At 36.3% G+C, this 14,869-nt stretch carries 16 protein-coding genes and 1 tRNA gene; 3 read left to right on the top strand and 14 right to left on the bottom strand.

The features are described from left to right. On the top strand, positions 1–1,185 hold a 1,185-nt coding region (locus ACEW8U_RS18245), incomplete at its 5' end, for an S-adenosylmethionine:tRNA ribosyltransferase-isomerase (RefSeq protein ID WP_373523492.1). 3 nt (positions 1,186–1,188) lie between these two features. On the opposite strand, the gene ACEW8U_RS18240 is transcribed toward ACEW8U_RS18245, so the two are convergent. From ACEW8U_RS18240 to ACEW8U_RS18230, 3 genes are all read right to left on the bottom strand, one after another. Beyond that, positions 1,189–1,608, bottom strand: a complete 420-nt coding sequence (locus ACEW8U_RS18240) for a LytR/AlgR family response regulator transcription factor (protein WP_373523491.1) — start codon at positions 1,606–1,608, stop codon at positions 1,189–1,191. A 63-nt stretch (positions 1,609–1,671) separates the two neighbouring features. Then, positions 1,672–2,991 carry a hypothetical protein gene (locus tag ACEW8U_RS18235; protein WP_373523490.1) on the bottom strand — a complete coding sequence of 440 codons (1,320 nt, stop codon included), beginning with the start codon at positions 2,989–2,991 and terminating at the stop codon, positions 1,672–1,674. Positions 2,992–3,249: 258 nt separating this feature from the next. Further along, a complete protein-coding gene (locus ACEW8U_RS18230) occupies positions 3,250–3,528 on the bottom strand; it encodes a hypothetical protein (protein WP_373523489.1) in 279 nt (92 codons plus the stop codon). A 601-nt stretch (positions 3,529–4,129) separates the two neighbouring features. Here ACEW8U_RS18230 and ACEW8U_RS18225 point away from each other — a divergent pair. Continuing rightward, positions 4,130–4,218, top strand: a tRNA-Ser gene (locus ACEW8U_RS18225). 29 nt (positions 4,219–4,247) lie between these two features. On the opposite strand, the gene ACEW8U_RS18220 is transcribed toward ACEW8U_RS18225, so the two are convergent. Both ACEW8U_RS18220 and ACEW8U_RS18215 read right to left on the bottom strand, forming a co-directional pair. Continuing rightward, positions 4,248–4,637, bottom strand: coding sequence for a type II toxin-antitoxin system HigA family antitoxin (locus ACEW8U_RS18220; RefSeq protein WP_373523488.1), 390 nt, complete (start codon positions 4,635–4,637; stop codon positions 4,248–4,250). Positions 4,638–4,659: 22 nt separating this feature from the next. Then, a complete protein-coding gene (locus ACEW8U_RS18215; protein ID WP_373523487.1) occupies positions 4,660–5,010 on the bottom strand; it encodes a type II toxin-antitoxin system HigB family toxin in 351 nt (116 codons plus the stop codon). Between the two features lie 176 nt (positions 5,011–5,186). Here ACEW8U_RS18215 and ACEW8U_RS18210 point away from each other — a divergent pair, with 176 nt between their 5' ends. Beyond that, positions 5,187–5,450, top strand: a complete 264-nt coding sequence (locus ACEW8U_RS18210) for a hypothetical protein (RefSeq protein WP_373523486.1) — start codon at positions 5,187–5,189, stop codon at positions 5,448–5,450. Positions 5,451–5,539: 89 nt separating this feature from the next. On the opposite strand, the gene ACEW8U_RS18205 is transcribed toward ACEW8U_RS18210, so the two are convergent. The 9 genes from ACEW8U_RS18205 to ACEW8U_RS18165 all read right to left on the bottom strand — a co-directional run bounded on the left by ACEW8U_RS18205 (position 5,540) and on the right by ACEW8U_RS18165 (position 14,695). Continuing rightward, positions 5,540–6,517: a CNNM domain-containing protein gene (locus tag ACEW8U_RS18205; protein ID WP_373523485.1), complete on the bottom strand. Its 978-nt coding sequence runs from the start codon at positions 6,515–6,517 to the stop codon at positions 5,540–5,542. Positions 6,518–6,746: 229 nt separating this feature from the next. Beyond that, positions 6,747–7,028, bottom strand: a complete 282-nt coding sequence (locus ACEW8U_RS18200) for a hypothetical protein (protein ID WP_373523484.1) — start codon at positions 7,026–7,028, stop codon at positions 6,747–6,749. 124 nt (positions 7,029–7,152) lie between these two features. Further along, on the bottom strand, positions 7,153–7,521 hold the full coding sequence (locus ACEW8U_RS18195; protein WP_373523483.1) for a hypothetical protein: 369 nt from the start codon (positions 7,519–7,521) through the stop codon (positions 7,153–7,155). Between the two features lie 142 nt (positions 7,522–7,663). Then, positions 7,664–8,629, bottom strand: coding sequence for a hypothetical protein (locus ACEW8U_RS18190; RefSeq protein ID WP_373523482.1), 966 nt, complete (start codon positions 8,627–8,629; stop codon positions 7,664–7,666). Between the two features lie 108 nt (positions 8,630–8,737). Continuing rightward, complete coding sequence (locus ACEW8U_RS18185; RefSeq protein ID WP_373523481.1) at positions 8,738–10,411, bottom strand: sodium:calcium symporter; 1,674 nt, start codon at positions 10,409–10,411, stop codon at positions 8,738–8,740. A gap of 101 nt (positions 10,412–10,512) precedes the next feature. Continuing rightward, positions 10,513–10,887 (bottom strand): hypothetical protein, encoded by a 375-nt coding sequence (locus ACEW8U_RS18180; RefSeq protein ID WP_373523480.1) that lies wholly within the window; start codon positions 10,885–10,887, stop codon positions 10,513–10,515. Between the two features lie 93 nt (positions 10,888–10,980). Then, the gene (locus tag ACEW8U_RS18175) at positions 10,981–11,514 is read right to left on the bottom strand and encodes a response regulator (protein WP_373523479.1); all 534 of its coding nucleotides are present in this window, start codon (positions 11,512–11,514) and stop codon (positions 10,981–10,983) included. Positions 11,515–11,531: 17 nt separating this feature from the next. Next, on the bottom strand, positions 11,532–13,178 hold the full coding sequence (locus ACEW8U_RS18170) for an ATP-binding protein (RefSeq protein ID WP_373523478.1): 1,647 nt from the start codon (positions 13,176–13,178) through the stop codon (positions 11,532–11,534). Between the two features lie 203 nt (positions 13,179–13,381). Next, the gene (locus ACEW8U_RS18165; RefSeq protein WP_373523477.1) at positions 13,382–14,695 is read right to left on the bottom strand and encodes a cation:proton antiporter; all 1,314 of its coding nucleotides are present in this window, start codon (positions 14,693–14,695) and stop codon (positions 13,382–13,384) included. Positions 14,696–14,869 lie beyond the last annotated feature (174 nt).

Here is a 14,869-nt window from a genome sequence, read left to right as displayed (position 1 = left end):
GATTACGAATATACCTTACCGGAGGACAGAATCGCAAAGTTCCCGCTCGAAAAAAGAGACAATTCAAAGCTTATTCAGTTTCGAGACGGTAAGATCTCTCATCATCAGTTTTTTGAGCTTCCAGATATAATTTCAGCTGGTAGTATGCTGGTTTTCAATAATACCAAAGTGATTCCAGCGAGGCTTATATTTCAAAGAGATACAGGTGCCAAAATTGAAATTTTTCTTCTTAAACCAGTTTCACCAAGTGTTGTTATCAATGAAATAATGTTGCAAAAGGGACCTGTGGTATGGGAATCCATGATCGGAAACCTTAAGAAATGGAAAGATGGCGAAATACTTCATGGTCAAGTGACGATCAATGGGCAATCCTACATTCTCAGTGCTCGACTGATCGATAGAAATAATAAATTGGTTGAATTGTCCTGGACCGATCAAAACATACCATTCGTTTCAATTGTAGAGGCTACGGGTGAGGTACCTCTCCCACCATATTTGGGCAGAAAGGTTACAAAGGAGGATAAACCTCGATACCAAACTGTTTATTCCAAAAAGGAAGGGGCTGTCGCTGCACCAACAGCCGGCTTGCATTTTACAGATGAGGTTTTAGAGAAATTAAGATCATTAAATGTAAAGCAAGAGTTTTTGACGCTTCATGTAGGTGCAGGTACTTTTCAACCCATCAAGGATGAAACTGTCACAGACCATCCTATGCACAGCGAACAAATGGTTATTGAAATTGATACCATCAGGAACCTAAGCCTTCATCAGGAAAAAATCATAGCTGTCGGTACGACGTCTATGAGGACATTAGAGAGTTTATATTGGTTTGGCGTGAAAATATTGAATTCAGATGATTCTGATTTTTCCATTAACAAACTGTATCCCTATTCAGATTTTGAAAAATTGCCGGGTCGAAGCGAGAGTTTTGAAGCAATCTTAAATTTTATGACAAATAAAAAAATAAATGAAATCTCTGGAACTACTGAGATTTTCATCATGCCAGGATATGATTTTAGAGTCTGTGATGGATTGATCACCAATTTCCATCAACCTTCATCTACATTGATTTTATTGGTTGCCGCTTTTACACAGGGAAAGTGGAGAGAAATTTACGATGAAGCACTGAGCAAGAATTATAGATTTCTAAGTTATGGTGATTCAAGCATACTTTGGGGAAACTAAACTTTAGTCGGTACTTCCCGAACCTAATTTCTTTATTCCATTGATCAAATCCTGAAAATAAGTCCTGCCAACAGGTACAGCGTCTTTTCCGATTGTCACCTCTCTTGGATTGATGCTGTTGATTTCATCCAATCTTACAATATAGCTTTTGTGAATCCTGAAAAAGTCGGTATTTGGTAGTACTGCTTCAAACTCTTTTAGAATATTTCGAAGTGAATAGACTTGAGTTCGAGTGACTAATGTGGTATAATTGCCGTCCCCTTTCAGCCACATGATATCGGTCCATTTGACTTTTATCAAATTTCCTTTGTTTCTGATAAACAAACCATCCTTAATTAAAAAACCTCCCGTATCTGCATTTAATTGACTTTCATTTTGCTGCCAATCTCTATTGGGTTTCAATTCTTTTAATACTTCTTTCATTTCTATATATATTTTGACTGTTGACAAAATAACTTTGTGAAATGATTATTGTTTAAAAGATATTCAATCCCAAAAAGTATCGGATTGGTTCATTTTTTTGGTATTGTTTCGGATTATCTGATCAAGTTCCTCCGCAAGCGGCTTGAGGTATGAAAAATATTGTTGGTTTTCTTTATTCAGTTGTTTCTTATCAATCAAATCAAGTAATCCCAAGATGGAAGAAAGTGGTGAGCGTAAAACATTACTTTGGGTATAAATGATATCTCTGAGTAAATCATTATTTTTAAGAACCTTCTCAAAATGATTTAAACTATGCTGCAGATCTTTGGCCCGATATACAATGCAAACTACTTTATGGTTTGCGTCACATATTGGAATAAATTGATGATGAAATAATCTATTTTCAGATGGATCCGGAAATTGAACAATCTGATCGAATTCTACAGTTTTACCCCCAAAAATCTCATCAATATTTTTTAGAAAAATTTCTTCTATCCCAGGTAGCAAGTAATGAACAAATCTTTCATTTTCTTTTAGTTCCTTATTGAATACATGATGCACCAAATATTTTGCAAGTGCATTGAACTTGATGATTCTCATTTCATTGGTCATCAGGAAGAAAATTTCTGAGGCATTTTCCATAACGGCCTCTAAAGCCAATTGCATCAGATTATTTTGACGCGTAAGTCCCTGAACTTCTGAAATATCTTTAAAGAAAACATCGAGTAAGTCATTTTGAGGATTAATGATTACCTGATACCATTTGCCTAATTCAGGAATGTAATCTTCAAATGTTCTAGCAGATCCTGATTCTTTGGCTTTCTTAAATTCCAAGGCATATTCATAGATCTTTGGATGTTTAAAAACATGCCAAACCTTTTGTTTGATGAGTTCAGCCAACTCAGTACCAAATAGCGATTCAGCCATTGGGTTGGCATATTGAATTTCCCAATTGGCGTTAATCTGAAAACAAATGTCAGTTTGAGGATTGATTTTTTTGTTTTCCAACCCTATTAATACATCAATTTCTTCCTGAGGTGTCCCGATCCCCAAAATACCCAAAATATCACCTTCAATATTATTAAGTACAGAAAACTCCCAACAGATCACATGCATTAAGTGCTTTTGTCGAAGTTTGTAAACTTTATTTGGCGATTGAATTGATTTATCTATAACTAACTCAAAATCAATTTTTTCGGAATCATTAATTAAATCATAAAATGAAATAAGTTCATCTGTTAAATCTAATATTTCAAAAAATTTCTTAAAGTAAGCATTAGAGTACAAACCACTACCTTCTAAGTCTAAAACCATCACCAAAAGGTTGGAAGACTTCTTTAAATATATAGGAAGATGTGCTTCTATCTCTTTGGTTTGAATCATTAGAAAATGAATTACTTAGGGTGATTAATAAGCAAATACAATTTGATTTATCCATAAAAATCAAAAGGGCATGCAATATAATCATTATTAGAATGATTTATAATCCAAACTTAAAAAATTGACATCCAATGGATTAGATCAGAATATTTCTCTAAACCAAAAGTGATATCCAAATACATTTTTGAAAGTTTGAGAAACAAAAAAGATATTAAAACCAATGCTAAAATAATTCTGAAAATTTTTAAAAAAAAATATGCTTTAAGCCATTATCTGATTTCTGGATATTTCCAAATCAGACATTTCCTGAACAAAATCAGGGTAATTAATTTCTTTGATCAAAATGATCATAGTGTGGGCAAATTCTTGCTTACAAACTTCAATAGAATAATTATAATCATCTGATTCATAATTGGTTATTCTTTTCTCATCAAACATACGCATCAATACTTCCTTACTTTTGGACTTGATACAAAGTTTATCATGATTTTGAAGACTTGAGACGACTGAGATGGTACCTAGAAGAGAATTAATTATCATAATTGTAGCGTTTTTATCATTCCACTTTGTTTTGGTTCCAATTTAATGCCATTAGGAGAAAACCAGTTGATATATGAGCGTAATCTGAACCTTAGATTACTCAGGTGTTAAAGGTAGCTATTAATAAAATTCAAGAAAATACCGTAAACAGGGTATTTTTACCAAAATAAAATCCATATCCATCTTTAATTATTTCAAAAGGACACGAATATAAGACTTCTTCATTTAAATCAAATTAACTGGATATTAAATTTTTAAAAACCAAAAAAAAAACAGAAAATGAGGCTATTTTGACACCTTTTGGTTACAGGGATTCACAACTTTAATTTGATTATTGTTTCCAAAGTTATCCTATACCAAAAAGGAAAGGGGGGTTTTTGTTTTTTGAAAACGGCATAGTATTAGAAGTTGCCAAAAGAAGGAAAGAGAAGCTTTTGCAGTTTATAAAAGAAACTGAGGTAATTTTTGTTGTTGAATCACAGCGTCTTAAAATTATTAACCTGATAGCTGATCGATATATTGGGTTCCCAATTTTGTTTATCTGACGAAATATCATTTATATTTGCATCACTTTGGGAAGCAGATGATGTTTCTTGAATATAGAGAGTTGGGTGAGTGGCTTAAACCAGCAGTTTGCTAAACTGTCGTACGTGTTAAAGCGTACCGGGGGTTCGAATCCCCCACTCTCTGCTTCAGGTCAGAACTAAGTTAACTTAGATTCAATTTACCATCTCTTGCTTACCATTGAGTTCATATGGCTGAATTAAAACTTCTACTGGGAGTCCAAGAAGCTCTCTGAGGTTTCTGATCATATCTATGGTCAATGCTCGCTTGCGATTGAGAACAAGGCTAACAGTAGTCTTACTTCCAATTGCCTGAATTAAGTCTTTGTCCTTTAATCCTTTCATTTCCATTGCTTCTTTGACGGCTGTGATCGGTTCGGGTAAAGCGATAGGGTAATGCTCCTTTTCATACTTTTCTACAAGTGTAACCAAGAGTTCTGCTTCCATCCCTTCAGGACTACCTAGATTCGCATCAAATATTGTGGAAAGCCTCTTTAAAGCTTTTTCATATTCTTGCTCTGTGGTGATGATTTTATCCCATTTCATATCTACGATTGGATTTTACGATTTAAAACTGTTCAACTGTATTTGCATCAACTTTATCATATTCTGCATGTGTTCCAATGAATTTGATAAATATCCATTGTCTGATATAGCTGATCTGAACAATACTGACTATTTTAAACGTTCTAAGATATAGAAAAGTTTTCAATATGAAAACATTTAATGAAACTGGAATAAACGTCTTATAGATTTTTAATTGTGAACTTCGGTTTTCCTCCCGGACTGAAATAATATCTTTCAAAAGCTCCTCACACTCTGTCGTGGTCCAGTCGTAGTTCCTTTGATAAACAGGTATAACAATCCGAACTCTAGGTTTCTGTAAAAAATTGATGATTTGTAATTCGTTGGCTTTCATTTTCCTGAATTAGAGGTGAAAAATATCATCAAACAATTTGATTGTTTTTGGTTGGATTTACAATAAATGTGCTTTAGAACTTTAGTTTTTTGGTCAAAATTGACTTGAATTGACCGAAAATCTTTAAAAATATTCTTTGCGTGTGAAATTATTACGCCGATATTATAAACATAAAAATGTTTATAATATTAACAATGGATGTCTTTGAGATTATAGCAGAACTGGAAAAGAGAGAAAGGCAGATAGAAGAAAAGCTTCACAAGATCACTAGTGCCAATTTAAACCCGTTTCCCATGGATAGAATTCAGAAAGGTAAGCTATTGCTTAAGTTGATTTTTGAATTCAAAAAGCATGTGGAAACCGATGAGTTCATCCTTGCTGGCATGAAGCTAAGGGATTTGGAGATAGAAGGACTGAAAGTCCTGCCTGAGAGTAAGTAGAAAAGCTTAAATTAATTTAAACCTTATTTCCTGACCCTTCTGATCGTATTTTACACCTTCTTGCCGAAGAGGCTCAAAACAGCGCCAGGTCATTCACTATCAAATTCATCTGCAATTTCACCTACTATTTCTTCCACAATATCCTCTAAGGTCACCAAACCTTTAAATTCTCCATTTTCATTTTCTACAATTGCCAAATGATACCTTTTTGTATTTAGGTCTTTAAGCACTTGGATGATACTTTGCGTACTTTTGACAAATAGAATTGGTCTGATGAATTTTTGTAGGTTACCTAATGATATATTATCCCACTGTAAAGCAATCTCTTTGAAATTCAGATAACCAAATATATCCTGAGGTGAATCCGTCCTGCTAACAGGATATCTAGTATGCAAATGTTTTTCAGCTAAGGCGTAGTAATCATCAATGCCAATAGTCTCTGGAAAATATATGACTTCCGAAAGCGGGAGCATGATTTCATCTATTTTTCTGCTTTTCAGATTTGAGGTTTTAATGATTATATCTTCCTGATCCTTGTTGATAATGTTTTCTACCTGAGCTACTTTGGCAATTGTCTGAATGTCTTCTAAAGAATATTTTACGGTTTTATCTTTTTTCTTCAAAATCAATCTATTGAAAAGGTCTGTAAGGTAAATGAGGGGATAAAGTGCCTTAATTGTAATGTCTAAAGGCATGGCAATGTATTTAGATAAATTATCTGAGTTAGAAACACCAATGACTTTTGGAAGGATTTCTGTTCCAAATAGTATGATGATTGTAAACACAACTGAAAATACCCAAATCCATTCGTCTCCATAAATTTCGTCAAAAGCACTTCCGGCAATTGTTGCCCCACCTGTATGGGCAACGGTATTCAAAATCAATATGGCAGCAATTGGCCTGTTAATATTCCCTTTTAGTTTATCAAGAATAATTGCATATTTCAGACCTTTTTGTTTGTCAGTCTCAATTTTCACGCTGTTTAAACTCAATAGTGCTGCTTCTGTCAATGAGCAGAGAAATGAAACAATAATAGCTACCAAGGAGCTAATAAGAAATATAGTCATATGTTTATAGTTTTTTCAGAAGGTTTAGTCTTTCGATTGTTGATTATTTTTTTTTAGTTCTGTGGCGTTGAAGGTTAATTTTTAATCACCATCATTACCGATAGTCTTAATCCCAGATCAAAACCATATTCTCTCTCAAGAATAAGTTTAAAATTGAGAATTGGAAGTGATGCTGAATAAGCAAATCGATTTGTAAAAATTTGGGAGCCAAATTAAGGCTCCCAAATCATTAACTCAAGGCAATGATGGCCCGTTTGGGCAAAGAGAGGTGACCTTTTAAGCAAAGGCTATCCTCAGTAATCGCCCATACAGTAGTCTCTATTTCATATAAAGACATTTCAGCATCCGCAAAAGTGATTTTCACTTTTGTGTGTTCCAGGTTACCGAGGGAACATGCTCTTTCTAAATCTTTTTCTCTTAATTTGATTTCAATGGCGTTGGTCAGGACATCAATTTTAGGAAACTTGATGGATGGGATTTCTTCTTTTTGCAAATATATTACAGTGTTCATGACGAATGGAATTAACTTGGTTTGCAAACTTTTAAAGTTTGCCAGATGATAGAAAATTTACAAAATAGTACAGCCTATATATATATTGCTGCAGGGCTTATTAAAGCCATTTCTAATCTGCCAATTACCAAAAAAAGTGTGAAGGAAATTTTATCTCTCGAATGCCAAAATACAAGTCAACCTGATTAGCCAGGTTGATTTGCCTTTTGATGCTCAATTCAATAAACTTAAGGTTAAATCTATTGGAATAGAACAAATCCGGAAGGGCAAATTTAAACTTCAATCCATGCGTAGAAGCCTGACTTTCTCCTTTAATAGTTACAGGAGAAGATTTGGCGTATTCATCTATTGAAATCTCAGCTGTGGACAGTTTCTCATCATGAGAAGATATGGTTGTGCTGGGCGATTGCGCATCATGATGCAAAAGAATTCCCTGCATTCCCATCAAGAGCGCTAAGAAAATGCTGAAGTAAATTTTGAATATTTTATTCATCTGTAAACTTTGCTTTTCAAATAAAATGAGTTGATGGGAATGTTTTGATTTTACGTCAAATTTCGTAGTATAATTTCATTATTTATCACTTTGTCTTATCTTTTTTTTCTTTAAACTTCATTAAATATAATTTAATTTGGTTTTAATAATTTGAATTAAGGTATCCTATTAGGTAAGCGATCAAAACACTGACAACTAGTCCAACATTAACCTTGTAAAGGTCTTTGATAATTACATTTCTTGATTTTTTCATTTCATGCTTGTTCAATCTATAGCTAATCGCCATTTCTCTTCCTGCCAAAATACCAATAAATACCCATGTAGTACTCATGGGGATATTGCTGAAGTTTGCGAATAGATAGAGAATCAATGCATAAACCAAGTCGATGATTGTTGCAGAACGTATGTGTCTTGTATTGGATTTGGAATTGACAATCTCCTGGATTTTACCACCTCTTGTTTTGAACAAATATGCCATCAACCCCAAAATGATGAATAGAGAAAATATCAATTCCTGGACACCGAGCTTTCTGGGAAGATATACATAGATGTTGGCAAAATCCTGAATGAGCCATTGTCCCCAAAGCAAACCGGTGGAAACCCATTGGGCAATCAACCACTTCCTATTAGTTGATTTTCCTGAACGCTGTAAGCTTTCTTTTGACTCCAATTTATTTGCAATAAGCAGGTAAAGACCCACTGCAAATACAAAAGCCACTCCATATCCTAGTACGGATTTGATGATCATTTTTTCGATGACCGCTTGAGTTGAAAAGACACTCAGGATGAGAAAGGTGGTACTGACCGGAAATCCCATGCGGGTCAGAATTATCAAAACCACAGGAGGGATCAAATACCACAAAGCCATGTTTTCAGGCAATGGTATCTGCTCCAGTCTCCCATAAGAAACATCCCCATTGTGCACATACCACCCATAAATCAAAAGAGCAGCCAGGATGACTGAAGCATATAGCCACAGAATCCACCACTTTTTGTCACTGTTGGAAGTGAGGAAAGTACCCAGGGTCTGAATGACGTCATTGCCGATCACCGAATAAGCTGCCAGGATAAAAGCAACAATAGGGATTAAGTATTCGATTTGCATCATAGATTTCCTCGTCTTCCAACGGTGTTTTCATGACCTTCCACAAGAAATAGATCGTTGCGCCTGTCACTAAACTTTGGGTAACTAGGAGTACAAGTAAGGGTATAAGGTTCATTTTGTCAATAATTTAGTTCTTCGAGTATTTGCGTAGTAAACTAATAATGCAATGAATAGAAAGAGTGATACCAATTGGATTCTTGCAAAGTTGGAATAAAATATCTTATCTTCTATGACCTCCCGGTCGAGTTGGGTTTTAGCTTCCAAAAGTTGATTCTTGTATTCATACAATGACAACTTTCTGATGATGGAGCTATTATCCAATTGCCATGAATCGCCGCTAAATAAGTTGTAAATATTGGACATCCAATCATTTCCTTGAGGTGTCACCAATGCTCCTAGAAACACCAAAATGAGTAATAAAGGAGTGATATATTTGATGATGAACTTGTAGATTACTGGCACTTGAATGTCTGCACCATCGGTAATTTCCTGCCAGCCTTTGTTGATCCCAAAAACCCATGAAAACAAGATGGATTCCAATAAGGCGAAAATGACTAAGCTGACAGTTCCGCCCCAATAATCGTACTCATCAAAAAAGCCATGATGATAAAAAAGGACAGTCGGCAATCCCATAATCAAAGCCAACAGCCCAAAAGACCAAGCTCCTCTTTTCATACCCCAACCAAATTCATCTTTCATAAAACCCATCCAAGGTGTACCCATGGCGAGTGATGAAGTGATGCCTGCAAAAAACAACAAACCAAACCAGAAAACCCCGGAAAATGATGCCATTACGGGGCCCCATTGCTGAAAGAGAAATGGCATCGTCTGAAACGCCATGCCAAAGCCAGCGTTTTCCAATACCCAATCCAAACCTAAAAAGCCTGCAGCTATTGGAATTACGATAGCGCTTCCGAGCACTACCTCTACAAATTCATTCATAAAGCCCGCCGAAACGGAATTCAATGCGACATCGTCATTGGCTTTCAGGTAAGAAGCATAACACTGAATGGTACCCATTCCTACAGATAGTGTAAAAAAGATTTGACCGGCAGCTGCCAACCAAACCTTTGGGTTGAGTAAAGAGTCATATTGAGGTGTCCAAAGAAAATTCAATCCATCCCATGCGCTCGCATCGGGAAATTGTACAGAACGGCCTGATTCTCCCAGAGTCAGGGCTTTGGTAGCCAGTATGATACCAAACAGGATTAAAAGGGGCATCCCTATCTTAGCAGCTTTTTCTATTCCACCAAGTCCTTTGGATAAGATGTAAACATTCAGAATTAAGACCAAAACATAGAACACTATAGGTTCAAATGGAATGCCTGTAGTGCTTGAGCCTATCGAAATGTAATCGTCGAAAAACTGGGCAACTTGAGTCTGCGACATGCCTTCAAATGTTCCTAATAATGTGTGAAGGACATAGGACAAGCTCCATGACTCTATATAAGTATAATATGCCACAACGGCGATATTAGTGAAAATACCAAATACACCGACATATTTCCACAGCCTCCCTTTGCCCATAGTATCGAGAATAAAGGGTGTACTGTGATTGCCAAATTTACCCCCAAACCGTCCGGAAGACCATTCAATAAATAAGAGAGGTATGCCCAGGATCAAAAAACAAACAAGAGAAGGAATGATAAATGCGCCTCCGCCGTTTTGAACGGCCTGAACGGGAAAGCGTAAGAAGTTTCCAAGACCTACAGCATTGCCTGCCATAGCCAGAATTAGACCTAACCTAGAACCCCAGGCATCCTTAGCCAAAGTTTTATTTTCCATCAATAAGAAGGTAGAAAATCTAAATAATTAAATGAATTGGATTGTTTTTGCTTGCTGTCAAATGGTCAAGAAAGCGGAATGAAATTAATTACTGGATTTTATCAGAAAAAGAAATAACTGTGGTGCAGTTGGTCCAAGATGTTGGTGAATTTCAGCCTTTCACTTATTTCAAAACTTAAAAATGATTGATATTCATTGAAAGAGAGATCGCCGAAAACACTGCTAAATGCTCCCATTTGGTTTATGTTATTTTCTTGTGAAGAAAATGATGAAATGCTGCTTCCCGAAAAGAAGATGGTTTTCCAGTCCAAGTAAACGGTTCCATTACCTTTGCTTACTTTCTCAAAAGATGCTTCAATGGTACGAGATGGACTGGTTTCAGAAGTTTTGGAAAACCACATTGAAGCAGCAATAATTGAGACACAAAATATACCGTAGGTAAAGGCCTGGAATAACTCCAGAAGCTGACGTCTCATGTGTTGAAAATTTCATCAAATGAATATAAAATTACAACCTTTCCCAAATAGTTTAGAATTATTATTTTCAAATGTTGGCCTTACGGTCCAAAATCAACTTCTTATCAAAAATTCTTTCCTATTTGGTCTATTTGTTGAGTGATCCTTTGTGATTACCATTACTTTTTTAACAATAGTTTTTAACTGAGCGATATTATTTGGTTTTTGGATATAGAAGTATGCGCCTTCTTGGAAGGTTTTTTCAATCTGTTCTGGATTAGCTGATGTAGAATATATTAGCACAGGAAGATCCTTAAACTTTGGATCTTTTTTTATTAAAGCCAAACATTCAAATCCATTCATGAGAGGCATATTCAAGTCCAAAAATACCAAATCCGGTAGGGCCAGTTCTCCGAGCTGTTTCATGAGTTCCTTCCCGTTTCCAGCAAACCTAACCTTGATATTTGAAGAGAATTCACTGATAGCTTCTGCCAAAAATTCTTGATCATCTTCATCATCATCGACAATGATGATTTCCATTTGATGTTTTACCTGGTTTTCAGTATTTCCTATCGGAACTGCTACCGTTTTTTTTAAAAGGCTATTAATGTTATGATTTTTAGAGCGGCTATTAATTGCAACTTCCATATAATTTAAGCTTAGAGTCAGAATCCTTGATTTTGTTGAATGACTTCAAAATTGTCTTGCGAGACCGGTACGACAATAGTGAAAATTGTGCCATCTTTGGTGCTATTAACATATATAATGCCATGATGATAATCTACGATTTTTTTACAAATGGCCAATCCTATGCCCGTGCCCTCATACTCATTAAGGGTATGTAGCCGTTGAAATGCCTCAAAAATTTTCGTATAATATTCAGGTTCTATGCCAATACCTTGGTCCCGGACAGAAATGCTGCAGAATTTTTCCCGGGCCCAATAGTAATTATCATCCCACTCTTTGAATTTATAGTGGGATTTCAAAGATGAACTAGAAGGTAATGAATCTCCATTTACGATTTTCGAACTGATATCAATTAAAGGGCCGGAACCTGGTTTGGCGTATTTTATTGCATTGCTTATCAGGTTTTGAAACAACTGTATCCATTGAGATTTATTTCCTGTGATTTCCGGTAAAGGCTGCACGGTGATTCTGGCTTGGGAACTCAGGATAGAAATTTCCATATCAATCAGGACATCATCTACCACCAGATTTAAATCGAGGTTTTCAAATTCAACAGTAGCCGACGAAATCCTGGAAAAATTCAGAATATCTTGCATCAGACTCTGCATTCTGGAGGCCGCCGCATCTATCTTTTTGAGGTAGCCATGACATTTATCGTCATCATAGATTGAAGTCATCCGGGGCTCAAGAAGAGAGATAAATGTCTTTATTTTACGCAAAGGCTCCTGCAAATCATGGGAGGCAACATAAGCAAATTTTTGCAATTCCTTGTTGACCTCTTGGAGCTCTCGGGATTTATAAACCAATGCTTGTTCAGCTTGTTTTTGATGGGTTACATCTTGTCCGGTACCAATCATTTTGACTATTTCACCCTCCGAATCAAGGATGATGCTTCCTTTAGCATGAAGTGTTTTGACATTCCCTTTGGGAGTAACAATCCGGTGAAAAAAGTCTGGAAATTTCTTTTCCATTAATGCCTGCTGTATGGTATCACCCACAAACTCCCTATCCTCTTGATGAACATAACCCAAAAAATCCTCAAAGGATAATCCCTCAGAAGAAACAGAAAGATCGTAAACATTAAACATTTCATCTGACCAGGAAAGTTTATTGGGAGCTACCTCCCATTCCCAAGAGCCCATACGAGCTAGTGCCTGAGCCTCATTCAGTTGTCTGAGCTTGATTTTCAACTCCTTCTCAGCTTTTATTCGGATATCCACCTCAGCTTCCAAATCCTCGGCTGTTTTCAGTGAAAGCGCTTGGGGAGCCAGTTTGATAAGGTAAAAAACTGTCGTCCAACTTACCACTCCGGTAATAAAAAGCGAAAGGGCACTCAACCGATACAAGGGAATCCAAAAGATAGCTGCGTCTAACAAGTGGGTGGCTCCACAAGAGAGGATAAAAGCTGCAAAAAGAAAGTAAATGCGGTGAAATCGAACATCTTTCCTTTTGTATACATAGCCTAATATGATTACTGGAATGGTAAAATAGGCTGACCAGACCATCAGGTCACCTATGATATAAAACCAGCCATGAAAATCAGACCACTTTCCGCAATTCCATCTTGCGGGAAAATCCGATGTGTCAAACAGATTTTGAATAAATTCAACAAATTGATTTCCCATTTTTAGGATATTAAGTAATTAAAATAGATAGTAATATATTTTCCAGTTGGATATTGGGCGAAAATCAATAATTTTCATTTTGTCATTCCGAAAGGAATGATTCTTTAACATGAATTTTTAATTGGGGAGTTTAGCAAATATTGACTATTAGAATCATAGTCAAATCACCGACCTAAGATAGTTCCAAGAAGTATAATTTCAAATTATTGGTAGCCGCTTTCTTGACCTTTGGTGGAATCGATGTATTTCATAATCAAAGGGCCCAATATTCCATGGATTATAATTGAAAAGAGAATAATAAGCATCAGGATGGTTAATACCGAATTTTGTCCTTCAAAGTCTTGGATATTTATGGCATAATAAAAATAATACAGTGACCCTATTCCTCTCAACCCCAAAAAGCTAATTGCCCACCTATCTTTTTTGGGAATATCTGAACCTAAAAGACCCAAAATCCCAGATAATGGTCTGACCAAAAAAACAATGATAAAAGAAGTGATGATTTCTTCCTTTGTGACATTCGCCAAAAATCCCATGCCAATAATTATTCCGAAAATAAGAATCAAGCAACCAGTCAATATCCGCTGTATTTTGTCAATAAAGCCGTGAAATTGGGAATGTTGTAAATGACTGGGATCATACATTCGCCATGAAAGGGCTCCTACAAATACCGCAATAAAACCATAACCAGCCAATAGTTCGGTCACGCCGTAAAGGATAAATGTGAGCGCCAAAGATGCTAGTCCTGAGATTGCTTTGGAATGGTCACTGTAAACTGATAGTGATAGAAGGTATTTTCCGGCAAGCCGCCCGCCAAAATAACCTATGACCAGCGCTATTCCAATTTTGTAAATTACGTGAGTTGCAAACCATGACCAAACCAATTCCTGACTGAATCCTGATCCTGCTATAAAAATCGCTAAATAGGTAAAAGGAAAGGCCAATCCATCATTCAAACCTGCTTCTGAGGTAAGGGAAAATCTTACCTCATCTTCATCTCGATTTGGCTCATTTTCTTCTTTACCAGACTCTTCATCTTTTGCTCCTTTGTTGGGACCTGCTACCTGTATAGCGCTTGCCAGTACTGGGTCGGTAGGAGCAACTACAGCACCCAATAGCAATGCTGTCGCGGGCAGAAGTCCCAATAGCCACCAACCTGTCAACCCAATTAGCACAATGGTGAGAAGCATCGTGATGCTTATTAATCTCAAGGGAATTCTCCATGATTTCCAATCAAAAAGCCGGTCTATCTTCAGACCTGCTTCCATAAGGGCTATGATAACCGCTATTTCGGTCACACGTTCCAAAAGCCTTGGTTTAGAAAAAATAAAGTCGGGATCAATATTTAGCGGTAACCAACTGGCAAAAATACCCAAAATTAATATGACCATGGGCATAGAAACCGGGTAAGCAGCAAGAAGTCTGGGTAGGTAGGTAGCTCCAAGAATAGCCAATCCTAAAAACAAGAGGATGATTTTATATGATCCGAAAAATTCTAAACTTTCAAAAAATTCCATATAGATGTTAGTTTGCTGTTTTTGGGAGATTTTCCTTCATTGTCCCCTTAATCATATTTTAGGGCATTTCAATAAAAATCACTTTACATGCGCCACAATTGGGCATAATCCGCATCGCCAATTTTTGATCAAATGGCAGGAGGAGATGAGGTAAATACAGATGGTATAAGGGTT

The organism is Aquiflexum sp. (assembly GCF_041751335.1).
Lineage (GTDB): Bacteria > Bacteroidota > Bacteroidia > Cytophagales > Cyclobacteriaceae > Aquiflexum.
The sequence above is the reverse complement of the archived record's forward strand: the minus strand, read 5'-3'. Positions and strand labels throughout refer to the sequence as shown.